The sequence below is a fragment of the Nonomuraea fuscirosea genome (genome assembly GCF_035917475.1).
Lineage (GTDB): Bacteria > Actinomycetota > Actinomycetes > Streptosporangiales > Streptosporangiaceae > Nonomuraea > Nonomuraea fuscirosea.
Genome location: NZ_CP109074.1, coordinates 3,357,760 through 3,379,600, shown reverse-complemented (window position 1 = coordinate 3,379,600; position 21,841 = coordinate 3,357,760). Strand labels below are relative to the sequence as shown.

Below are 21,841 nucleotides of genomic sequence, written 5' to 3'. Positions count from 1 at the left end.
ACGTGGTCCTTTCCTCAGGCGGTCTTCCGGTCGGCACCGTCCCGGCTGCTCGACGCGTCGTCAATGATCCGCACGATCCAGTCCATGAACGGCATGTGGGCCGCCTCCGACGCCTGCATCCACCGGTCCCTGCGCTCGGAGTCCAGACTCAGAGTCACCTGCACGTGGGACCCCGAATCGGCCTTGGCCAGCTTCCGCGTCCGCTTGCGCAACTCCTGCCGGAGCCGGCGGGCCGACCATCCCTCCCGCTCGGCGCGCGCGAGCCAGAGATCCTGCTCCGGCTCCGGCAGCGAGGCGGCCTCGGCGTGGTGCTGGAGACTCAGGCTGTCCCGTCGCCGGGACGGCGGGAACTTCCTGGCTACCCAGGCGTAGTTGCGCAACGTCTGGTAACGGAGCGAGGTCTCCTCGCAGACGACCTGGTAGCGGCCGGGAAACTGTTCCTCGCCGTAGACCAGCCAGTCAGCCAGCCACCAGCAAGAGGAGTCGCTGATCCGCCGGATCTGATCCCCGATCCGGCGCCAGGACTCGAAGCCGAGCCCCGCGGGGATGTGGAGTTCGACACGGCCCGCGTAGACCCCCGCGTCGATTCCCAACCGGCCGCGGGCGGCGCCCTGCCCGCCTGTGTGGACGCCCGCGGCACCGGCTCGCAGCCCTGGAGCCGGCCCTGGACGGGCTCGTCGGTTGACGGCAGCACTCACAGTGATCGCATCCTTCCTCCTCGAAGGGCGAGCGATTGGTCACGCGATCGTCAGCTAAAACCGTCCGGTTGGTTTTGTCAATATGTGCGACATCCAGGAGGATTGTGAAGTATGTCCAGGTCAGAGGGTTCTTCGAAAACAGCGCAGACGGTATGTTCAGCTGAAGGTGAGGGACAATGCGATGATCCAGGAACGCGCCGAACTCACCCGAAATAAGATCATTTACGGTGCCGCGCAGGCTTTCGCAGAGTACGGCTACGCCAGCACGTCCCTCACGCAGATCGTGCAGCTCAGCGGCACCACCAAAGGCGCGCTGTACTTTCACTTCGGCTCCAAGGAACGGCTCGCCGAGGAGATCCGGGAGCGCGCCAACGAAATCTGGACCGGCATGGAGGACCTCGCGTCCTGCCGTTGCGACGGCCGCGTCGCCGTCCAGGCGCTGATCGACTTCACCCACGTGTTCGCCCGTAACCTGGCGAGGGACACCGTCTTCCGCGCCGGCTTCCGGCTGGACGGCGAGCACAGCACCCCGCGCGAGCGCTGGATCCCGATGATCCGACTGCTGCTGGACGAGACCGGCTCGGCCTCGGACGGAATGGAGACGATCCTCGTCGCGCTCGTGCCCGGTGTGGATGCGCTCTCCCGCCACCGTCCCGGCCGGATCGGCGCGCGAACGATCACCGCCGTCTGGGAGACCCTCCTGCCGGTGCTGACCACGAAGCCGTCGGACTACCTCCCCTCCGGCCGGCCGCACCCCCACCCCGACGACCCGCTCGGCTGCGCGGGCCGACCCCCCGCTAGCCGGCCTGGGACATCAGGATGACGCTGCGCCCCTCGGGCAGCAGCCCGTTGAGCAGCACCTGCCACATCGTGTCGAGCCGCTGCACGAGGTCATCGCGGCGGCTGTAGATGAACGACAGGATCTGCGTGCCGTAAAAGGCGCCGTTGATGAACCTGGCGCACGCCTCCGCGTCGAGGTCGTCGCGGATCTCGCCGCGATCCTTGGCCTCGTTGAGCAGCTTGACCAGCACGAGGTCCCAGTCGGTGAACGCCTCCACAGTGGGGCTGCCGAAGGTGCCCTCCGCCACCAGCCGCACGCCTGCCAGGTGGATCGGGTTCTCCTTGATGAGCCGCGCGTAGGCGTAGGAGAGGTTGACCAGCGTGCGCAGCGGCGTGGCCCCCTGGGCGGCGACGGCCTCGGCCAGCCGCGCGCCCTCCTCACGATGGGCGGCGATGACGGCCTGCGCCAGCTCCTCCTTCGAGGAGAAGTGGAAGTACACCGCGCCCTTGGTCACTCCCGCGTGGGCGATGATGTCCGCCGTGCGCGCACCGCGGAACCCGTCCGCGGCGAAGACCTCGGCCGCCGCTCGGAGCACGACAACGCGAGTACGTTCGGCGCGCTGCTGAAGCCGTCGTGCCATGCGACCACCAAGTACAGAAAGCCGACCCTTGCCCCGCATCATACCCATCCGTCCGGGAGCTACGATGCGAAATTTCCCGTTGAGAGCGGTTCGTGTGACCGGAAGATACAGAAATCTGGCTCACTGTAGTCAAAAACAAGGATACCGGTAGGTTTGTTTAGACCATCCTCTCGGGAGGTGACATCCGCATGGGGCTCACCGGATCCGGTCTGAACGCGCTGCACCTGAACCACGAAGGAAGCCTGTTCGAACAGACCATCCCCCGTCAGCTCGTCCACCGGACCGCGGTCACTGAGGTGCTGATCACCGGCTTCAGTACGGACGGCGCGGGCACCTATCTGCTGGGCGCCCAGTGGCCGCTCTGCCACCGCTTCTATCGCAGCGCCGACGGGCGCCACGACCCGTTCCTGCTCGTCGAGAGCGTGCGCCAGGCCGGGCTGCTCATCGGGCATGCCGGCTACGACGTCCCGGCCGGGCACGCCTTCGTCATGGACCACCTGGCCTTCGAGATCTCAGCTGACGCACTCGCCTGCGACACGACTCACAGCGACGTCGTGCTGTCAGCGTCCTGCAACCCCCGCAGGCGCGGCGGGCGCGCGCTCAAGGGGCTCGACTTCACCATGGAGCTCTACCGCGGCTCCCGGCACGCGGGGACGGCGCGGGCGCGGGCGCGCTGCATCAGCCCCGCCGTGCTCGCCCGACTGCGCGCGGGCCAAGCCAAACGGTTCGGCCAGCCGTTCTCCCCCGGGCCCCCTGTGCCCGCCGAGTCGGTGGGCAAGGCGAACGCCGAGGATGTCGTCCTCGCCGCCACCGGCGACGCCGAGATCTGGACGCTGCGCTGCCGCCCGCATCCGGTCCTGTTCGACCATCCCATGGATCACGTGCCGGGCAACCTCATGATCGAGGCGATGCTCCAGGCGACCCGGAACCGGTACTGGCCGCACAGAGTGAGCGTCCGCGCCCTCAGCGCCGATTTCCACTGCTACGCCAATCTCGACCGGCCGGTCACCGTACACGCCGCCGACCCGATCGGCGACGACAAGCCCTTTCTGGTCTCCCTGACTCAGGACGGCGAGAACGTGGCCGACGGGCTGATCACGACGACGACTCTGAACTGACCACCTCAAACCCTGAACCGGCGACCTGACGGAGACGACCATGACCGACAGCGGGCTCCTGACCGGCAAGGTCATCCTGATCACCGGCGCCAGCAGGGGCATCGGCGCGGCCGCCGCCCGGCTGTTCGCCCGCGAGGGCGCAGCCGTCGTCCTGACCGCGCGCGGCGAACGCGAGCTCGGCGATCTCGTGGACGAGCTGACCGGCCAGGGCCACGAGGCCGTGCACGTGGCGGGCGACGTCACCGTTCCCGGAGACGCCGCCCGCGCGGTCTCCGCCGCCCTCGACAGGTACGGCAGGCTGGACGCGGCCTTCAACAACGCCGGCCGCGGCGGCGGCCCTGACGCCCTGCACCTGATCAGCGCCACGACCTTCGACCAGGTGGTGGCGGTCAACGCGCGCGGCACCTGGCACTTCATGCGCGAGGAGATCGGAGCCATGCTGCCCCGCGGCGGCGGTTCGATCGTCAACAACGCGAGCGTCGCCGGGCTGCTGGCCGGGCCCGTGTCGGCCGCCTACGTGGCAGCCAAGCACGCCGTCGTCGGCCTCACCAAAGCAGGCGCGGCCGAGTACGGCGCGCGCGGGATCCGGATCAACGCCGTCGCCACCGGCGTGGCCCGTACGCCCATGAGCGAGGCGTGGATGGCGGTCAGCCCCGGGGTGGAGCCGTCTCTGGCCCAGACCGCTCCGCTGGCCCGGATGGCGGGCGCCGAGGAGATCGCCGAGGCCGCGGCGTGGCTGTGCAGCGACCGGGCCTCCTACATCACCGGTGCCACCCTCACCGTGGACGGCGGGCTCAGCTCATGTGTCCTGCAGCAGGCGCGCGTCTGAGAGGAGGCCGCCGTCGTGAGCGTCCATGCTCAGGTAGCCGTGCAGGACGGCGGTGCCCTCCAGCATCGCGGCGGCGGTCCGGGTGAGCGCTCGCCGCCGGTCCTCGATCGCGACGCGCAGGGCCTGGGTGCTCCCGGTCGTGCGCAGTTCGTCGAGCAGGGCTCTGATCTGCGGCAGCGGGTGACGCCCCTGCCGCAGGATGTGGATCATCCGGGCGTCGCGAACGTCGTCGGGCCCGTACCGCCGATAACCGGTGACCCGCTCGCGTTCCGGCGTGAGCAGCCCGGCGGCCTCCCACACCCGCAGCGCCGAGGTGCGCAGCCCGAGGCTCCGGGCAACCTCACCAATCCGCGTCACGCCTCTCGCGGGGACCGGGCCGGGATCGCTCGCCACCGCCTGCAGGGCCTCACTGGTCGACCGGAGCGCCATCCGCCGACCGTGCAGGTCCGCGTGGAACTCGTCGATGAGGGCAAGGGCCCTCGGCACGTCGCCCGCATGGATCGCCAGCATGATCGAGCGGGCGTTGTCCCAGCCGAAGCCCTTCGCCAGCGACCGGTAGGCGAGCAGGGCGGCCCGGTGCCGGGCGTCGAAACGCCGGTAGCCCGAGGGCGTGCGCTCGGTGGGCGGCAGGATGCCGGCGTCCGCGTAGTTGCGGATCTGCTGAGTGGAGACACCTACCTCACGCGCCAGGTCCACCGGCCGCAACCTTGTCCGGTTGCCGTCGGCGGGAGTTGAGGGTTTCGCTGCCATCAGGTCCTCTTATCGGCGCTCAGGGGCGCATCAACGTTCAACGTAGCACTTCAATGAGAGACTTTAAGTATGGACATCACGCACCGAAAAACCGCAGACATATCGGAGAAGGGCCGAGCACACCCCACGACCCCCGTGATCCAGACCCGCGCCCTGCGCATGCGGTACGGGACGACGGACGTGCTGCACGGCGTCGACCTGCGTGTCCACCCGGGTGAGGTGGTCGCCCTGCTCGGCCCGAACGGCGCGGGCAAGACCACCACCATCGAGATCCTCGAGGGCTTCCGCCGTCGCTCCGCGGGTGAGGTCGAGGTCCTCGGCACCGACCCCGACCAGGCCGACGACGCGTGGCTCGCCCGGATCGGCATCGTCCTGCAGTCCTGGCGGGACCACGGCAAGTGGCGTGCCCGTGAGCTGCTCGATCATCTCCACCGCTTCTACGTGCCCTTCCGGGAGCCGTACGGGGCGGATGAGCTCCTGCGCCTGGTCGGGCTGGCCGACCGGGCCGACGCGGTGATCGGTACCCTCTCGGGCGGCCAGCGCCGCCGGCTCGACGTCGCCATCGGGCTTGTCGGCCGCCCGGACCTGCTGTTCCTGGACGAGCCGACCGTCGGCTTCGACCCCCAGGCCCGGCGCGACTTCCACGACCTCATCCAGAGCCTGTCGCACGGGCAGGACACGGCGATCCTGCTCACCACGCACGACCTCGACGAGGCCGAACGGCTCGCGGACCGGATCGTGATCCTCGCGGGCGGGCGCATCGTGGCCGACGGCACCGCCGCGGAACTGGCCGCTCAGGTGTCGAGCGAGTCGGAGGTCCGTTACACCCTCGACGGCGTCCCGCACACGAAGTCCGTCCAAGACGCCACCACGTACGTCCGCGAACTGTTCGTCGAGCACGGCGACGCCGTCGGCAACCTGCGGGTGCGCGCGGTCAGCCTGGAGGACGTCTACGTGAGCCTGGTCCAGGAGTTCGAGTCGGGGCGGCGCACGCAGCCGCCGGTGAAGCTGATGGAGGTGGCCCGATGACCCCGGCCAAGGCCATGGGAGCGGCCGCGAACGCCCGCACGACCGCCGCGCGGGCCGGCCTGCAGCGTGGCTGGATCGAGTTCCGCCAGACGATGACTAGCGGCCAGGACCTCTGGTCGGTGATGTTCTTCCCGGTGGTGACCCTGGTGGTCATGTTCCTGCTGCGGCACAATACCGTGCCCGGCACCGGCTTCTCCCTCGGTTCCCAGGCCCTGCCGGGCATCCTCGGCATGAATGTCGTGCTCAACGGCATGATGATGCTGGCCCTGTCGCTCACCATGGACCGCGAGGACGGCACGCTGCTCCGCGCGAAGGCCACCCCGAAGGGGATGACCGGCTACCTGGTCGGCAAGGTGACCAGCCGGGCCGCCACCGCCGTCATCGGGTTGCTGGTGCCGCTCGTCCCCGCGGCCTTTCTCTTCGGCGGACTGGACCTCGGGCGCGCGTCGGCCTGGGTCACCCTCGTCTGGGTGGTGGCGCTCGGTCTCGTCGCGGTGCTGCCGTTCGGGGCGATCCTCGGCTCGCTCTTCGGCTCCGCCCAGGGGGTCGGCTTCGTCACCTTCCCGATGATGGTCCTCATGGGGATCTCCGGTGTCTTCTACCCCATCAGCGGCTTCCCCGAGTGGTTGCAGTGGGTCGGGCAGGCGTTTCCGCTGTACTGGCTGGCGCTGGGCCTTCGCTCGGCGATGCTGCCGGAAGCGATGGCCGTCGCCGAGATCGGCGAGTCGTGGCGGCACCTGGAGACGGCGGCCATGCTGGGGCTGTGGGCGGTCGCCGGGTTCCTGCTGGCTCCCCTGGTGCTGCGGCGCATGGCGCGCCGGCAGTCGGGCTCGGTCGTGGAGGAGCAGCGACGCAAGGCCATGCAGCAGCGTACGACGTGACCGGCGCATGGACGTTCAGGTGACAGTGTGGAGCTGCTGACCACCGCCCCGACGCCGGCCATGGGAGTGTGCGTGCCGCTGGTCGCGTACGCGAGCCGCCGGTACGGTCCTGCTCGTAGGGGCACCGCAGGGCGGACCAGGGCACGGAAGCCCTGCGGTGCGGTATTTTCGCGCGGCGATCTGGCTGCTCGTTCGGGCGACTGTCTCGGATCACGGCTCCGAGACATCGCGCTTCCTACGTCATGACGGCTTCGTTGGCGCGCAGACCCAGGCATTGGTTGGCATACTCGGACGCCGGCTTGGCGCTCAATGCGTTCCTGTAGCATTCGGCTTCCCGCTCGTGGGCTGAGCGAAAGTCGACCACTCTTGGCGCATTCCCATTCTGAAAGAACCGCACAACCAGCACGATCTCGGTGTTGATCGTCGCCTTGAAGTAGTCGTAGAGGTCCCACTCCGTTATACATATTGTTGCGGCGCTCGCCTAGGGCAAGGTGAAGATGTGGTGGGATGCCGGCGAACTTGACGATCCTGCCGATGACCTGACCGCGTGTGACCACAGAACCTACCGTGACGCTTGCTTTTAAATGCGCATAGAAAGCGCCGGCGCCTCCGCCCGAGGTGGGATTATGGCGGATGGAGATCTGATCTCCGTAGATTCCTCCTCGAGGGGACGCGGGGGTGAATATACTTGTGAATTTGCCCTCGTAAGCGGCTCGCATTTCCGCTCCTGGCGGCGCTCCGAGGTCCATGCCGTGAGAGGTGACCCAGAGAGAGCCCGTGTGTCCTCCTTGGCCTGGACCGCCGTAGAAGTTTTCGTCGGCATCAGCAGTGAAGGGATTCGAAATTTCAAGATCGAACGATGCCATGGCGTCTCCTCGTTTAGGACGCTTATACCGGCAGTGCGCCGCCGGGTGCGTGTCGCGAACTATTGCTGGTCCTGGTAACCGATTGAGCTTCAGCGACGGACCGGCCCCGTCGTCGGATAGCGACACTTGCGGGTCAGCATGTTCGACGCATTCCATGACGTGACGCCGGGGCCGGGATATCGCTATCTACCAGTTGATACCGATACCGATGCCGCCGAAGCTGATGCCGCCTCTGACGAGGGCAGACCGCTGCTGCGGTTCGATCGTCTCCGCGATCAGGCCGATCGGACGGGCACTCCGGCGCCGCTTCGCCAGCGGAAGTCCGTGTCGAGGCCATTGGCCAGCGACCTTTTCCTGATCGCGTCAGGGAGGCTGGCCTGAGGGACGTTCGCGGATGTGAGGATGGTTGCCCACGCCTGCCGAAAGGGTTTCCGCAGCTCAGTGGCACTATGGAATGAACGACAGCCTCACGGCGGTTGCAGGAGAACAGTCGTTCATGGAAGAAGGCGTTTCGCATGTCAGCGCAGGCCCGTGCGGCCCGGCTCATCGTGCAGGCTCTGGAGGCGGAAGGCGTCGAGTACGTCTTCGGGATCCCGGGCGAGGAGAATATCCACTTCGTCGACGCGCTCACCGACTCCCCCATCCGCTACGTCCTCGTACGTCACGAGCAGGGCGCGGCGTTCATGGCCGAGATGTACGGCCGGCTGACCGGCAAGGCGGGGGTGGCCTCGGCCACGCTCGGGCCCGGCGCGATCAATCTGCAGCTGGGCGTGGCCGACGCCACCACCAACAGCACCCCGGTCGTGGCGATCACGGCGCAGGTCGGGCTCGACCGGATCTACAAGGAGTCGCACCAGGTGGTGGATCTGGTGTCGCTGTTCCGGCCGATCACGAAGTGGTCGGAGCTGGCGCCGTCGGCGCAGGCGTTGCCCGAGCTGATCCGTAAGGCGTTCAAGACCGCCCAGACCGAGCGGCCCGGCGCGGTCTACCTGGCCATTCCCGAGGACGTGGAGTCGGCGCCGCTGCCGGAGGGGTTGCATCCGCTGCCGGTGAACGTGGTCCGGCCGCAGGATCCGTCGCCCTCGCAGGTCGCGCGGGCGGCCGAGGTGCTGGCCGGAGCCCGCCGGCCGATCGTGCTGGCCGGGCACGGCGCGAGCCGGGCGGGCGCGTCCGAGGCGCTGGTGCGTTTCTCCGAGCGGCTGGGGCTGCCGGTGGCGACCACGTTCAACGGCAAGGGCGTGTTTCCCGACGATCACCGGCACGTGCTGGGCGCGGTCGGCTTCATGCGGCACGACTATGTGAACTTCGGCTTCGACGAGGCCGACGTGCTCATCACCGTCGGGTACGAGCTGCAGGAGTTCGACCCGGTCAAGATCAACCCGAAGCGGGACAAGAAGATCGTCCATGTGCACCAGTTCCCCGCCGAGGTGGACGACCACTACCCGGTCGCCGTCGGCGTACAGGGGGACATCTCACGCTCGCTGGACGCGCTGGCGGGAGCCGTGGACCGGCGCTTCGAGATGGACGGCACCGGAGAGCGGATCCGCCGCATGCTGCGGGAGGAGCTGGAGCAGGGGCGCGAGGAGGGCGGGTTCCCGCTGTCGCCGCGCCGGGTGGTGACCGACATCCGGGAGGCCATGGGGCGCGAGGACATCGTGCTGGCCGACACGGGCGCGGTGAAGATGTGGATGGCCCGCATGTATCCCACCTACGAGCCCAACACGATGCTGGTCTCCAACGGGCTGTCGTCCATGGGGTTCTCCGTGCCGGGCGCGCTGGCCGCCAAGCTGGCCTTCCCCGGGCGCAAGGTGCTGGCCGCGACGGGTGACGGGGCGTTCCTGATGAACTCGCAGGAGCTGGAGACGGCGGTTCGGGAGCGGATCCCGTTCGTGGTGCTGGTGTGGGTGGACGGCGCGTACGGGCTGATCGAGTGGAAGATGGATCTGGAGCTCGGCCGCGACTCCCACGTGGCCTTCGGCAACCCCGACTTCGTCAAGTACGCGGAGAGCTTCGGGGCCCGGGGGTATCGGGTCACGAGCGCGGACGAGCTGCTGCCGACGTTGCGCAAGGCGCTGGACGATGACGTGGTGTCGGTGGTCGCGGTGCCGGTCGACTATTCGGCGAATCTGGAGCTGACCGACAAGCTGGGCGAACTCACCGGCCCCTTCTGAGCCTCGGGGGCCGCGCGGCGCGGTCGGCCGCACCTCGGGGGCCCACGCGGCGCGGTCGGCCGCGCCGCGCGAGCCGGTCAGCCGGTCAGCCGGCCAGGCGGGGCACGATGCCGGAGGTGTGCAGCCGTTCGCGGGCGGCCTCGATGGCCGCGTCCGTGGTGGCGAACACCTGCCCGGCCTGCACCAGCCGGGCGATCACGCCGAGCGCCTCCAGCGGCTGGTGGCCGTCGTCGGGGATGCCGGAGACGTACACCAGGATCCCGCGGTTCTCCAGCCGGGTGATGGCGTCGCCGAGGGCCCGGGCGCCGCTGGCGTCGATGGTGGTGACGCGGCGCAGCCGCAGCACCACGACGGACACGTCGGTCACGTCCGACAGCTCCCGCAGGAACCGATGGGCGGCGGCGAAGAACAGCGGCCCGTCGAGCCGGTAGGTGACGATGTGCTCGGCGAGCAGCGCGTGCTCGTCCTCGGTGTGCTGCGGCTGCAAGTCGTGGCGCAGCGGCTCGTGATGCAGGCGCAGGTTGCGGGCGATCGCCCGCAACGCCAGCGCTCCGGCCACCACCAGGCCGAGGATGACGGCCAGGACGGTGTCGAGGGTGAGGGTGGCGACGGCGGTCAGGACGAGCACCAGGCCGTCGCCGCGGGTGCTGCGGAACATGGCGCGTACGGCGTCCTTCTCCACCATCCGCACGGACGTGGCCAGCAGCACGCCGGCCAGCGCGGCGAGCGGGATCCTGGCGACGAGGCCGGCGGCCAGGTAGACGACGGCGCCCAGGATCAGGGCGTGGGACAGCGCCGCGAGCCGGGAGTGGGCGCCTGAGCGCACGTTGACGGCGGTGCGCACGATGGCGCCGGTGCCGGGCATGCCGCCGAACATCGGGGTGACGAGGTTGGCGACGCCCTGGCCGAACAGCTCCCTGTCGGGGTCGTGCCGGTGGCGTCCGGTCATGTTGTCGGCCACGGCGGCCGACAGCAGCGACTCCAGCGCCGCCAGCGCGGCCACGGCGACGGCCGGGGCGAGCAGGGACGGCAGCACCTGGAGGTCGAGGAAGGCCAGCGACGGCGCGGGCAGCCCGGCGGGCAGGTGGCCGATCCTGGCCAGCGGCAGCCCGGCCAGCTCCACGACGAGGGTGACGGCGGCCACGACGACGAGCGAGAGCGGCCAGGCGGGCCGTACGCTCGCCACCACCAGCAGCACCGCCGCGACGGTCAGCGTGGTGGACATGGCCCACCAGTGCGGCCTGGACAGGAAGTCCATGACGGCGTGCCAGGCCACGACGGCGATCCTGTCGCTGTCGTGGGCGGGGACGCCGAGCGCGTGCGGGAGCTGCTGCAGCCCGATGACGCCGGCCATGCCGACGGTGAAGCCCGCGACGACGGGCGCGGGCACCAGGGCCATGTAGCGGCCGGCCCGCGCCAGGGCCAGGGCGACGAGGAGCAGGCCGGCGAGCAGGCCGACGGTCAGGACGCCGCCGGCCCCGTGGGCGCTCATGATCGGCATGAGCACGACGGTCATGGCGCCGCTGGTGCCCGACACCTGCAGGGCCGAGCCGCCGAACAGCGCGGCGAGTGAGCCGGCGACCACGGCGGTGGCCAGGCCGGAGCTGGCGCCGAGGCCGGAGGAGATGCCGAAGCCGAGCGCCAGCGGCAGCGCGACGATCGCCACCGTGAGCCCGGCCAGCAGGTCGTTGCGGGGACGCTCGCGCATGGCGGCCAGCGCGGCGCGTTCGGGCAGCACGTTGCGGACGCGGCCCCAGCCCGCGGCGATCACCGCGGTCACGTTGTGTCACCGTTCGAGCCGATCCTGTGACTGCATGCACGCATGAAAGGTTCGCCCATGATCACTCCCTTTGGGTCAAGACAACCCCACGTTGTCCCCAATTGCATACTTTTGCAATTAGTGAAGAGGTCGTCAGCGTATCAACTACACCGGCTCTCACCTGGTTAAACTCGGCGGGCGCGGGTGTTCGCCAGACGTGAAACGCCTGCCGCGCGAAGGTCAGGCGGACAACATCGCGAAGGCCCGGCCGGCCGCGCGGACCGCCTCCCGCTCCACCTCGGCCATCGGGCGCCCCTCGGCGAGCATCGACCAGTTGCGGCGGGCCAGCACCCGCTGCGTGGCCATCACCTGGCCGGCCAGCAGCGCGGCCGTCAGGTCGTCATGAGTCGCCGTCAGCGCTTCCGCCAGGGCCTCCTCGTCGCGGGCCATGTGCTGGTGCAGCCGCGCCAGCAGGCTCGGCGCGGTGGAGAACACCAAGCGGTGGTAGGCCACCACCTCCGGATGGTCGTTGAGCCCCGTGACGGGATCGTGCGCGGCCAGCCGGTCGAGGAAGTGGCGGCGCAGCGCCTCCAGCGGACTCCGGCCGGGCTCCCGCTCGCGCACCACCCGGGCCGACTCCCCCAGGTGGTCGGCGATGCGGTGCAGGACCAGGTCCTCCTTGGACGGGAAGTACTTGAACAGCGTCGGCTTCGAGACCCCCGCCGCCGCCGCGATCTCCGTCACGGGGACCGCGTCGAAGCCGCGCTCCAGGAACAGCCGGATGGCCGCCGCCGAGATGGCCTCGTGCACGCGCCGCCGCTGCAGCTCCCGCAGTCCCGTCATGGACGCACTCTACCAAAGTGTTAACCTGGTCAATCTCTTAACCCGGTTAACGTTTTGGAGGTGTGATGGGAACGCTCGACGAGGAGCGCGAGCACGTCGAACGCTGCAGGTCCGGCCTGCGCAGGATGCTGGACGGCGCGCGGGACAACGTGATCGTCGGTGAGACCGTGGCCGGCGACCGCTACAGCGCCGAACGCCTGGGACGCCACCTCAAGAGCCTGGCCAAGGAGCTGAGCGAGGAGCCCGGCGGCCCGCCGTTCTTCGGCCGGCTCGACTTCGGGCCGGACTCGGCCGAGCACAACGGGCGCGCGTACCACATCGGCAGGCGGCACATCACCGGCGCGCACGGCGGCCCGCCCGAGGTGATCGACTGGCGCGCGCCGGTCGCGCGGGCGTTCTACCGGGCCAGCGCCCGCGACCCCCTCGGCGTCGCCGTACGCCGCCGTTTCGGCTGGTCGGACGGCACCTTGACGAGCTTCGAGGACGAACGGCTCGCGCGCGGTGAGGAGGGCGGGGGCACGATCCTCGCCGCCGAGATCGAGCGGCCCCGCGTCGGCCCGATGCGCGACATCGTCGCCACCATCCAGCCCGAGCAGGACGATCTCGTACGCGCGGACCTGGACGCCTCGATCTGCGTCCAGGGCGCGCCCGGCACCGGCAAGACCGCCGTCGGCCTGCACCGGGCCGCCTACCTGCTCTATGCCCACCGCCGCCGCCTCGGCCGTGACGGCGTGCTGGTGCTGGGCCCGAACCGGGCCTTCCTCGGCTACATCTCCGCCGTCCTGCCCGCGCTCGGGGAGGTGGACGTCGAGCAGACCACGCTGGAACGGCTGCTCGGGACGGTCCCCGTCACGGCCGCCGACGAGGAGGAGGCCGCCGTGGTCAAGCACGACGCGCGCATGGCCCTGGTGCTGCGCCGGGCCCTGTACGGCCGCGTCGGCAAACCGGTCGAGCCGGTCGCGGTCGCCGACGGCTCCTACCGCTGGCGCGTGCCCGAGGATGAACTGCGCCGCATCGTGGACGACACCCGGCGTGAGTCCCTCCCGTACGGCGTGGGCCGCGAACGGGTCAGGGCCCGCGTGGTGGCGGCCGTGCGCCGCCAGGCCGAGTCCCGCGGCGCGACGGCGAACGCCGCCTGGCTGCGCCGCATCGGCCGCGGCGTCACCGCGTGGCTGGACGGCGTCTGGCCCGCCGTCAAGCCGCAGGAGATCCTGTACGAGCTGCTGCGCGGCCCGTCCGGCGACGCCCCCGACCCGGCGCGCGGCGTGCTGAGCGAGGCCGAGCGCGCGGCGATCACGTGGGACAGGTCGCCCCGCAGTGTGAAGAGCGCCAGGTGGACGGCGACCGACCTGGTGCTGCTGGACGAGCTCGCCGGCCTGATCGAGCGCCCGCGCGGCTACGGGCACGTCATCGTGGACGAGGCCCAGGACCTGTCGCCGATGGAGTGCCGGGTCGTGGCCAGGCGCAGCGAGCACGGCTCGCTGACCGTGCTGGGCGACCTGGCGCAGGGCACCACGCCGTGGGCCGCCACCTCATGGGCGCCGCGGATGGAACTGCTCGGCAAGCCGGACGGTGAGGTGATCGCCCTCACGACCGGCTTCCGGGTGCCGGCGGCGGTGGTGGAGCTGGCCAACACGCTGCTGGCGGCGCTGGAGGCGGAGGTGCCGGCGACGCGCTCGTACCGGACGGACGGCCGGCTGCGGGTGACGGCCGTCGCCGGGCTGGGCGAGGGGGTGGTCGCGGCGGTGCGCGACGCGCTGACGTTCGAGGGCTCGGTCGGGGTGATCGCGGCCGACGCCGAGGTGGAGGCGCTCACGTCCGCGCTGTGGAACGACGGCCTGGACGTGAGCGGCCGGCTCAGCGTCGTGCCTGCCTCGCTGTGCAAGGGCCTGGAGTACGACCACGTCGTCGTGGCCGAGCCGGCCGCCATCGCCGAGGCGGAGCGGCGCGGCCTGAACCGCCTGTACGTGGCCCTCACCCGGGCCGTCTCCCGCCTCGACGTCGTGCACGCCCGCCCGCTGCCGCCGCAGCTCCGCCTGCCCGCGGCAGCCGCCTGAAATGGGCAGATGCCGGAAACGCGTGGCTCGACAGGGCCTGCCGTTCGGTGTGTGATGTGGTTCACCGTCAGGAAGGAGCCGCCCGTGACCTCTCCGCAGGACCCGCCCCCAGGCGACGACCCGCCCGCGGACGAGTCCGGCGCGCCGCCACCGCCTCCCCCACCGCCTCCCCCACCGTCTCCGCCCTCTCCCGCGCTCCGGCCGCGGGTGAGCGACCAGGTCCTGTCGATCATCGGGTTCGTCTGCGCCGTGGTGGCCGTCCTGTACATCCCGGTGCTGTTCGGCCTGGCGGGCGTGGTGCTGGGCATCGTCGGCCACACCCGCGGCGAGCCCCTGGGCCGCTGGGCGGCCATCGCCGCGGGCGCGGCCATGCTCGCCGGCACGATGCTCAGCATCCTGCTGGTCCCGCGCTGACGTACGGCGGCGGGGCCGGAGTCGCGGCCGGGTTCGCGTGCGATCCTTGAGGGGTGCTTTCGCCCATCGACGCGCTGCGCGAGCAGGTCACCGCCCGTCTGTCCGCCTTCGACCGCCGGCAGGTCCCGCCGGCCGGGGGCGTGCGCCGGGCCGGCGTCACCGTGTGCGTGCTGGAGGACGCCGGGGGCGGCCCGTACGTCATCGTGATCAGGCGGGCCGCGCGCGGCCGCAACCCCGGCCAGTGGGCGCTGCCGGGCGGGCGGGCCGACGACCGCGAGCGGCCCGAGGCGGCGGCGCTGCGCGAGCTGGCCGAGGAGACCGGCGTCACCGGGGTCGAGGTGGCCGGGCTGCTCGACGACTTCGTCACCGACTCGGGGTTCGTGATCACGCCGGTGGTGGCGTTCGGCGGCCGGCAGGAGCCGGTGCCCGATCCGCGCGAGGTGGCCTCGGTGCACGCGGTGCCGGTCGAACGCTTCCTGGCGCCCGGGGTGCCGCGCTGGAAGGGCGAGCTGCTGCAGATGCCGCTGGGGCCCTCCATCGTGATCCACGCGCCGACGGGGGCGATCCTGTGGCAGTTCGCCGAGGTGGCGTTGCGGGGGCGCGAGCAGCGGGTGTTCGACGTGGCTCAGCCGCACTGGACCAGGACCTGAGGGCCCGCGACCTGTCGAAACCACGCTCAAAGCGGAAGCCGCGATTACCTATCGTGCCGGACGGTGTGCTTAACTCAAGATTGCCGATGTGGTCTGTGTCCCCCGGGCCGCAAATTACCGCCTTCACGGAATACCGTTCGGCTGGAGCCGTGTTGTGCACCTCGCCGAGGAGGCGACCGCCACATCGGCCTAAAAGCTTTCCCAGGCGTCCCGCCGCACCGGCGGGACGCCTGCTTTATTGTGGGGTGGCCGCCCGCCCGATGATCAGGAGAGCTCGTTGCTGTACGAAGTGGTCAAGTTCGCCTCCGCGCCGCTCGCCAACGCGATGTGCCGGCCGCACATCTCCGGCGCGGCGCACGTGCCGCGGACCGGCCCCGCGATCCTGGCCGTCAACCACCTCTCGATCCTCGACTCGTTCCTGCTGCCCGCGCTGCTGCCCCGCCACGTGACGTTCACGGCGAAGAACGAGTACTTCTCCGGCAACCCCGTCTCCGGCTTCTTCATGCGGCTGGGCGGCAGCCTGCCGATCGACCGCGAGAGCGCGCACGCCGCGCAGGCCATGCTCGACGACGCCGCCGCGCTGCTGGAGCGGGGCGAGTTGTTCGGCATCCATCCCGAGGGCACCCGCTCCCCCGACGGCCGCCTCTACCGCGGCAAGATCGGGGTGGCCTGGCTGGCGCTGAAGACCGGCGCGCCGGTGCTGCCGGTGGCGCTGCGCGGCACCGAGAAGGTGCTGCCCGTGGGGGCGAAGGTGCCCAGGCCGGCCTCCATCGGCATCACGATCGGCGCGCCGATGCGATTCGAGGGCGACCACACCAAGGCACGCGACCGGCGGCGGGTGACCGACGAGATCATGGCGGCCATCCAGCGGCTGTCGGGGCAGGAATACGTGCCGACCTACGCGGCCAGTTACAAGGCGTCCAATGGCATGTCATAACGCGACGCCGGGCACGGACACCCGGCGCCGGGAAACGGGAGGCTGATCAGTGGCACGGGGCCGTACCATCGCGATCGTTTCCGGCGCCACCGTGCTCGCGGTGGGGGCCGCGGCCGGCGGGGCCTACTACGTGCTGCACACCAGGGGCACCCCGGCCGAGACCGCGCAGCGCTTCGCCGCGGCCTGGCAGGCCGGCGACAAGAGCGCCATGACCCGCGAGCTGGCCACGCCGCAGCAGCTGGACGCCTACGACCAGCAGCGCAGCGCGCTCGCGGTCGAGTCGGCCGCGATCAAGCTGGGCCGGGTGGCCGAGGGCGACGGCCGCGCCACCGTCCCCTACACCGCCACGCTCAACCTGAAGAACCTGGGCGAGTGGACCTACGAGGGCGAGATCGGCCTGGTGGTGGCCGACCGCACCTGGAAGGTCGACTGGAAGCCTGCGACGCTGCACCCGTCGATGACGCAGGGAGCGGCGTTCTCGCTCAAGACCAACTGGCCCGGCCGCGCCGAGATCACCGACGCCTCCGGCGAGCGCATCGACACCGGCGCGGTCGGCGGGTCGGTCCAGCAGCTCGTCGGCTACCTCGACAAGGCCACCAAGAAGGACGTGGCCAAGCTGGGCTCGGCCTACAAGGTCGGGCAGGCGGTGGGGCGCGGCGGGCTGCAGGAGACCTTCCAGAAGCGGCTGGCCGGCCGGCCCGCGACCGAGATCCGGCTCGGCGACAAGACGCTGAAGACCATCGAGGGCGCCGACGGCGAGCCGGTCGAGACCACGCTCGACCCCGAGGCGCAGGCCGCCGCCGTGACCGCGATCAAGACCGTCAAGAAGCCCGCCTCGCTGGTCGCGATCAAGGCTTCGACCGGCGGGATCCTGACCGTGGTCAACAACGTGGGCGGGTTCAACCGGGCGCTCGACGGCCGCTACCCGCCGGGCTCGACGTTCAAGGCGGTCACCGCGATCGGGCTGCTGGCGGCCGGGATGTCGCCCGAGGACAAGGTGACCTGCCCCATGTACGCCACCGTCGGCGGGCTCAAGATCCGCAACTCCGACAAGGAGGAGTTCGGCAGCCTGTCGTTCCTCGACTCCTTCGCCCACTCGTGCAACACGACCTTCGCGCCGCTGGCCGAGCAGAAGCTGGGCGCCGACAAGCTGCTCCAGGCGGCCGAGGACGTCGGCTTCAACCAGCCGCTCAACATCGGCGTGCCCGCCGCCAAGCCCAGCTTCCCCAAGGCCACGTCGGGCGCCGAGCTGGCCGCCGAGTCGTTCGGGCAGGCCAGGATCACGGCCAGCCCGCTGACGATGGCCTCCGTCGCCGCGGCCATCGCCGACGGCACCTGGCGGCCGCCGACGCTGGTGCCCTCGATCAAGCAGAAGGCCGACGAACGCGAGCTGCCCGGCCGGGTGAAGTCCGGGCTGCACACGATGATGTCGGCCGTGGTGACCAAGGGCACCGCCAGGTCGGCGGGCCTGCCCGCGGGCACCCACGGCAAGACCGGGACGGCCGAGTACGGCACCGGCGAGAAGCTGGAGTCGCACGCCTGGTTCATGGGGTTCAAGGGGGACGTCGCGTTCGCCGTGGTCGTCGAGGGCGGGGGCGGCGGCGGGGCCGTCGCCGCCCCCGTGGCGGCGACGTTCCTCAAGCACCTGTGAAGTTCAGGCGTTCTGCAGGAAGCGCCGGATCTCGGCGGCCACCCGCTCGGGGCGGCCGCGCTGGGCGGCGTTGGAGGTGGCGCTGTGGTCGAGGCCGTCCATGAGCACGTGGCGGGCGCGCGGCAGGACCCGCTCCAGCCCGGCGAGCGCCGTACGCAGGTAGGCGGGGCTTCTGGTGCCGCCGAGCAGCAGCACCTCGGCCTGTATCGGACGGTACAGCTCCAGGTCTCCCGCGGCCCGCGCCGCCAGCTTCAGGTCCTGGCGCAGCGTCGGCGCCAGCTGGCCGAACGAGGGCTCGTCCCCGGTCTCCTTCTGGCTCCTGAGCATCAGGCCCGTGAGCAGTTCGAGCAGCGGGCGCGGCAGGGCGTTGAAGATCGGCGGTCCCAGCCGGGCGGCCTTCATGCCGGTGACGAGCGCGGCCGCGGTCCGGCCCGCGGCCAGCTCGCGGTCCAGGCGCGGCAGGCAGCCTGAGGGGAAGGCGTTCGCCTCTTCGAACAGCGGCGGCTCGAAGACGACGGCCTTGCGGACGTCCGGGCGTTCGAGCAGGGTGCGCAGGGTGATGATCGCGCCTGAGCTGACGCCGGCGACGTACGCCGCGCCCGTGGCGTCGAGCAGTGCCTCCAGGTCCTCGATCTCGCGCCTCAGGCCGTAGCCGGGGCCGGCCGGACCGCTGCGGCCCCGTCCGCGGCGGTCGGGCAGGTAGCAGGTGAAGGCGTCGGCGAGGGCCTGGGCCAGCTCGATCTGGCTGTGTCCCGTCTGCATGGCGCCGTGCAGGATCACCAGGCCGGGGCCGCGCCCGACCTCGTGGTAGCCGATCTCGGTGCCGTCGGCTGACGTGACGGTGCCGGTGGTGGTCGTGGTCATGAGGGCTCCCAGTGTTTCGGTAAGGGAAGCGAGCCCGGCTATCGTGGGATCTGCCATCTCGTGGCCGGGGCTCCGCTTCGCGGGTTCTTCGGTTCGCGATGTCTCCCGGCGGTGGTGTTGCAGCACCGCCGCCGGGCTTCTCACGGCTCGGTGGCGCCCCTTTCCGCCAGTTCTTCGAGGCCGGGCGGCGTCTGGCCGGTGCGGTGGAAGGCGCGCCAGGCGTCCAGGTCGGGGAAGGTGCCGCCGGTTAGCTCCGCCAGCAGCGAACGCACCCAGCCGGCCTGCGCCTCCAGCATCGCCAGCGCGTACTCGGACTCGATGAGGAAGAGCCTGGGCAGCTCGCCGCGCCGCTCCTCCAGCGCCCGCCGGTCGGCCTCGATCCGCTCCTCCAGCGCCGCGAGCCGCCGCCGCAGCAGCGGCGTCACCTCGTCGGGGGTCAGGCCGCCCATCACCGACAGGCCCGCCTCGAACGAGGACGGCTCCCGGCGGGGGGTGGACAGCAGCTCGCGGGTCCAGTCCTCGGCCTCCCTGCGGCCCGCCTCGGTGACGCGGTAGACGGTCCGCTCGGGGCGGGCGCCCTGCCGGCCGCTCTCCACCGCCTCCAGCAGGCCGTGTTTGTCGAGGTTGCGGATGACGGTGTAGAGGGTGCCCCATTTGATGGGCATGTCCTGGTCCTTGCCACGGGAACGCAGGATGGAGGCCATCTCGTACGGGTGCATCGGGCGTTGGACGGCGACGGTGAGCACGGCCAGGGCCAGCAGGTTGCTCACCGGACGCCGCTTGGTCATGCCGCACTCTCCATCATTTCGTATACTCGTCTGCGAGTATACGGCGGCGAGTATTCGACCGGCAAGGCGTTCCTGAAGCCCTGTTGCTTCAGGTGCTGGACCAGAACCGGTCGAGTTCGGCGCAGATGAAGTCGGTGCGCTCCTGGAACACCCAGTGACCGCACTCCTCGATGACGCCGCCGTGCGCGTTCGCCGCGATGGCCTTGGCGCTGTCGACGCAGTGGGCGCCGAACGACGACCGGCCGCCCCAGGCCATCATCGGCACAGTGAGCCGGTCCGCCGTCAGCCGCCTCGTCTGCTCGGCCGCCTCCGGGATGGAGCCGTACAGGTTGAGGCTCGCGCGCAGATTGCCGGGCTGGCGCAGTTGCGTCACGTACGCCTGGATCTCCGACTCCGGCATCGCGGTCGGGTCGTAGGCGAAGTCGCGGAAGAAGTGCCGCAGGTACTGCTCCTCGCGGCCCTCGACGAGGAAGCGGGTGACGTCCATGTTCATGTGCATGACGAGGTGCCAGTACGCCACCCGGGGATCGACGTAGCCCGGGTAGTCGAGGCCGAAGAACGGCGTCTCGATCGCCGACAGCGACAGCGCGCGATCGGCCGCCAGGTAGGCGAGGGCGACGGAGGCCGGTCCGCCGAGGTCGTGACTCAGGATGTGGAACCGCTGGGCCTGCTCGGCGTCGGCCAGGCCCAGCAGGTCGGCCGCGATCGTCATGGGGTCGTAGCCGCTGAACGGCTTGTCGCTGTCGGCGAATCCGCGCAGGTCCGGGGCGATGAAACGGTACTTGTGGCCCAGCCGCTCGATGAGGATCAGGTACTCGCGGTGCGTCTCCGGCCAGCCGTGCAGGCACAGAACGGTCGGCCCGTCACCGGCGGTGACGTAGTGGAGCCGGACGCCGTTGGTCTCGGCTCGCTGGTGTTTCACGTCCATCAGAACCCCCCGTCCTGACATTTCCCACTCTGTCCCATGCGCGGGCAACGATCAGGCAACCGCCGTGCCTGCACGCGCTCGGCGTACGGCATGGGCGGCGGCCAGGAGCGAGATGCCCAGCCAGATGGACGGGAGGTCATGGGTCTCCTGGGGAAGCGTGTCGAAAGCGACGACCAGGAAAGTCTCGCTGTTCAGCACTCTTCCTGCGGCGTTCGCCAGGACATTCACGCACCCACCGGCGACGAGAAATCCGGCCACGGACTGAGCGAACCACCGGGCGCGCCATTTTCCCGTCAGCGCCACCAGCAGGGCCGGCAACGCGAACAGCAGAAGCGCCGACTCGATGACCGCCAGCCAGAACAGCGCCGAATTGCCGCTCACCACCATCGAGGCAAGGGCGGCGAGGCCGAGACCGGCGTCCGAGCTGGCGATGTCGCAGGTGCCGGGCGCTGTCCTGGCCCAGCCGCACGGGGAATACATCGTCGGCAGCAGCGCGAACACGGCCGCCGCTAATCGCCATAAGGCCGGTCGCATATTCCCACCTTTTGCAGAGTTCCCGTCAGACGGAAAGGAGTATGCCAGGCAAGAGAATGGCACCAGGCCGGTCAGCGGTCCGGCCTCATGGGTGGCGCTCGGAGAAAGCGGCGCCATGCTGCCGGATTCCCCTGGAGATGGCGCTGTGTTCGGTCAGCGGCCGGTGGTGCCGTCGATCAGTTCGCGCAGGATGTCCGCGTGGCCGGCGTGGCGGCCGGTCTCCTCGATCAGGTGGGTGAGCGCCCAGCGGACGCTGGGGGCCGGACGGCCCGGCCGGGGCAGCGGGGCGCCGAGGTCGGTGCAGCCGTCGAGGACGTCGTTCGCGCGCTCGACCGTCTCCCGGTAGCGGCCGACGACGTCGGCCACGCTGTCCGCCGGTGCCGCGTGGAACGTGGCCTGCCAGCCGGTGACCTCCTCCCCCAGGAACGTGGCACGTTCGACGAAGGTGAGGTGGTTGAGCAGGCCGAGCAGGTTCGTACCGGATGGGACGGCGGGCGTGCGGACCTGTGGTTCCGGGGCGCCGTCGACCTTCGCGACGATCGAGGCGCGCAGGTAGTCGAGGAAGCCGCGCAGCACCTCCATCTCGCTGCCTCCGGTACGGGGCGGCGGGGTGTCACGACGGCGCCGGGAGGCGGTGGGCATGGTGGTCTCCT

The 21,841-nt window shown here is 70.7% G+C and carries 22 protein-coding genes and 1 pseudogene; 12 read left to right on the top strand and 11 right to left on the bottom strand.

The window, feature by feature from the left end; genetic code table 11:
- Positions 1 to 14 precede the first annotated feature (14 nt).
- The gene (locus tag OIE67_RS15250) at positions 15 to 698 is read right to left on the bottom strand and encodes an LmbU family transcriptional regulator (protein ID WP_326640727.1); all 684 of its coding nucleotides are present in this window, start codon (positions 696 to 698) and stop codon (positions 15 to 17) included.
- 181 nt (positions 699 to 879) lie between these two features.
- Here OIE67_RS15250 and OIE67_RS15245 point away from each other — a divergent pair, with 181 nt between their 5' ends.
- Positions 880 to 1,521 carry a TetR family transcriptional regulator gene (locus OIE67_RS15245; RefSeq protein ID WP_326640725.1) on the top strand — a complete coding sequence of 214 codons (642 nt, stop codon included), beginning with the start codon at positions 880 to 882 and terminating at the stop codon, positions 1,519 to 1,521.
- Here OIE67_RS15245 and OIE67_RS15240 read toward each other — a convergent pair.
- The gene (locus OIE67_RS15240) at positions 1,496 to 2,119 is read right to left on the bottom strand and encodes a ScbR family autoregulator-binding transcription factor (protein ID WP_326640723.1); all 624 of its coding nucleotides are present in this window, start codon (positions 2,117 to 2,119) and stop codon (positions 1,496 to 1,498) included. The two genes, OIE67_RS15245 and OIE67_RS15240, sit on opposite strands and share 26 nt — an antisense overlap.
- Before the next feature lie 188 nt (positions 2,120 to 2,307).
- Here OIE67_RS15240 and OIE67_RS15235 point away from each other — a divergent pair, with 188 nt between their 5' ends.
- Together OIE67_RS15235 and OIE67_RS15230 are read left to right on the top strand one after the other, a co-directional pair.
- Complete coding sequence (locus OIE67_RS15235) at positions 2,308 to 3,237, top strand: ScbA/BarX family gamma-butyrolactone biosynthesis protein (RefSeq protein ID WP_326640721.1); 930 nt, start codon at positions 2,308 to 2,310, stop codon at positions 3,235 to 3,237.
- Between the two features lie 40 nt (positions 3,238 to 3,277).
- Positions 3,278 to 4,066 carry an SDR family NAD(P)-dependent oxidoreductase gene (locus OIE67_RS15230; RefSeq protein WP_326640719.1) on the top strand — a complete coding sequence of 263 codons (789 nt, stop codon included), beginning with the start codon at positions 3,278 to 3,280 and terminating at the stop codon, positions 4,064 to 4,066.
- Here the strand turns inward: OIE67_RS15230 and OIE67_RS15225 are convergent.
- A complete protein-coding gene (locus tag OIE67_RS15225) occupies positions 4,037 to 4,816 on the bottom strand; it encodes a MerR family transcriptional regulator (protein ID WP_326640717.1) in 780 nt (259 codons plus the stop codon). The two genes, OIE67_RS15230 and OIE67_RS15225, sit on opposite strands and share 30 nt — an antisense overlap.
- Positions 4,817 to 4,975: 159 nt before the next feature.
- Here OIE67_RS15225 and OIE67_RS15220 point away from each other — a divergent pair, with 159 nt between their 5' ends.
- The gene (locus tag OIE67_RS15220; RefSeq protein ID WP_326645361.1) at positions 4,976 to 5,845 is read left to right on the top strand and encodes an ABC transporter ATP-binding protein; all 870 of its coding nucleotides are present in this window, start codon (positions 4,976 to 4,978) and stop codon (positions 5,843 to 5,845) included.
- Positions 5,842 to 6,726, top strand: a complete 885-nt coding sequence (locus OIE67_RS15215) for an ABC transporter permease (RefSeq protein ID WP_326640715.1) — start codon at positions 5,842 to 5,844, stop codon at positions 6,724 to 6,726. The genes OIE67_RS15220 and OIE67_RS15215 overlap by 4 nt, the downstream gene beginning before the upstream one ends.
- Positions 6,727 to 7,214: 488 nt before the next feature.
- Here the strand turns inward: OIE67_RS15215 and OIE67_RS55430 are convergent.
- A pseudogene (locus tag OIE67_RS55430) lies at positions 7,215 to 7,475 on the bottom strand (peptidoglycan DD-metalloendopeptidase family protein); the annotation flags it as partial.
- A 255-nt stretch (positions 7,476 to 7,730) separates the two neighbouring features.
- Between OIE67_RS55430 and OIE67_RS15210 the strand changes: the two are divergent.
- Positions 7,731 to 7,973 (top strand): hypothetical protein, encoded by a 243-nt coding sequence (locus tag OIE67_RS15210; protein ID WP_326640713.1) that lies wholly within the window; start codon positions 7,731 to 7,733, stop codon positions 7,971 to 7,973.
- Between the two features lie 134 nt (positions 7,974 to 8,107).
- A complete protein-coding gene (locus OIE67_RS15205) occupies positions 8,108 to 9,763 on the top strand; it encodes an acetolactate synthase large subunit (RefSeq protein ID WP_326640711.1) in 1,656 nt (551 codons plus the stop codon).
- An 85-nt stretch (positions 9,764 to 9,848) separates the two neighbouring features.
- On the opposite strand, the gene OIE67_RS15200 is transcribed toward OIE67_RS15205, so the two are convergent.
- Together OIE67_RS15200 and OIE67_RS15195 are read right to left on the bottom strand one after the other, a co-directional pair.
- Positions 9,849 to 11,471 carry a SulP family inorganic anion transporter gene (locus OIE67_RS15200; protein WP_407674895.1) on the bottom strand — a complete coding sequence of 541 codons (1,623 nt, stop codon included), beginning with the start codon at positions 11,469 to 11,471 and terminating at the stop codon, positions 9,849 to 9,851.
- Positions 11,472 to 11,762: 291 nt separating this feature from the next.
- Complete coding sequence (locus OIE67_RS15195) at positions 11,763 to 12,365, bottom strand: TetR family transcriptional regulator (RefSeq protein WP_326640707.1); 603 nt, start codon at positions 12,363 to 12,365, stop codon at positions 11,763 to 11,765.
- 65 nt (positions 12,366 to 12,430) lie between these two features.
- Here OIE67_RS15195 and OIE67_RS15190 point away from each other — a divergent pair, with 65 nt between their 5' ends.
- The 5 genes from OIE67_RS15190 (at position 12,431) to OIE67_RS15170 (ending at position 18,074) form a co-directional block, all read left to right on the top strand.
- Positions 12,431 to 14,422 (top strand): HelD family protein, encoded by a 1,992-nt coding sequence (locus tag OIE67_RS15190; RefSeq protein WP_326640705.1) that lies wholly within the window; start codon positions 12,431 to 12,433, stop codon positions 14,420 to 14,422.
- An 84-nt stretch (positions 14,423 to 14,506) separates the two neighbouring features.
- Positions 14,507 to 14,836, top strand: a complete 330-nt coding sequence (locus OIE67_RS15185; RefSeq protein WP_326640703.1) for a hypothetical protein — start codon at positions 14,507 to 14,509, stop codon at positions 14,834 to 14,836.
- A 53-nt stretch (positions 14,837 to 14,889) separates the two neighbouring features.
- Positions 14,890 to 15,486 (top strand): NUDIX hydrolase, encoded by a 597-nt coding sequence (locus OIE67_RS15180; RefSeq protein ID WP_326640701.1) that lies wholly within the window; start codon positions 14,890 to 14,892, stop codon positions 15,484 to 15,486.
- A 277-nt stretch (positions 15,487 to 15,763) separates the two neighbouring features.
- A complete protein-coding gene (locus OIE67_RS15175; protein ID WP_326640698.1) occupies positions 15,764 to 16,423 on the top strand; it encodes a lysophospholipid acyltransferase family protein in 660 nt (219 codons plus the stop codon).
- A 49-nt stretch (positions 16,424 to 16,472) separates the two neighbouring features.
- Entirely contained in the window at positions 16,473 to 18,074 is a 1,602-nt protein-coding gene (locus OIE67_RS15170) for a penicillin-binding transpeptidase domain-containing protein (RefSeq protein ID WP_326640696.1), read from the top strand.
- A 3-nt stretch (positions 18,075 to 18,077) separates the two neighbouring features.
- Here the strand turns inward: OIE67_RS15170 and OIE67_RS15165 are convergent, their stop codons facing one another.
- The 5 genes from OIE67_RS15165 to OIE67_RS15145 form a co-directional block, all read right to left on the bottom strand.
- Complete coding sequence (locus tag OIE67_RS15165; protein ID WP_326640694.1) at positions 18,078 to 18,938, bottom strand: alpha/beta fold hydrolase; 861 nt, start codon at positions 18,936 to 18,938, stop codon at positions 18,078 to 18,080.
- Between the two features lie 140 nt (positions 18,939 to 19,078).
- Positions 19,079 to 19,726 carry a PadR family transcriptional regulator gene (locus OIE67_RS15160; protein ID WP_326640692.1) on the bottom strand — a complete coding sequence of 216 codons (648 nt, stop codon included), beginning with the start codon at positions 19,724 to 19,726 and terminating at the stop codon, positions 19,079 to 19,081.
- Between the two features lie 88 nt (positions 19,727 to 19,814).
- The gene (locus tag OIE67_RS15155; RefSeq protein ID WP_326640690.1) at positions 19,815 to 20,654 is read right to left on the bottom strand and encodes an alpha/beta fold hydrolase; all 840 of its coding nucleotides are present in this window, start codon (positions 20,652 to 20,654) and stop codon (positions 19,815 to 19,817) included.
- A 51-nt stretch (positions 20,655 to 20,705) separates the two neighbouring features.
- The gene (locus OIE67_RS15150) at positions 20,706 to 21,155 is read right to left on the bottom strand and encodes a hypothetical protein (protein WP_326640688.1); all 450 of its coding nucleotides are present in this window, start codon (positions 21,153 to 21,155) and stop codon (positions 20,706 to 20,708) included.
- Positions 21,156 to 21,341: 186 nt separating this feature from the next.
- On the bottom strand, positions 21,342 to 21,830 hold the full coding sequence (locus tag OIE67_RS15145; protein ID WP_326640687.1) for a DinB family protein: 489 nt from the start codon (positions 21,828 to 21,830) through the stop codon (positions 21,342 to 21,344).
- Positions 21,831 to 21,841 lie beyond the last annotated feature (11 nt).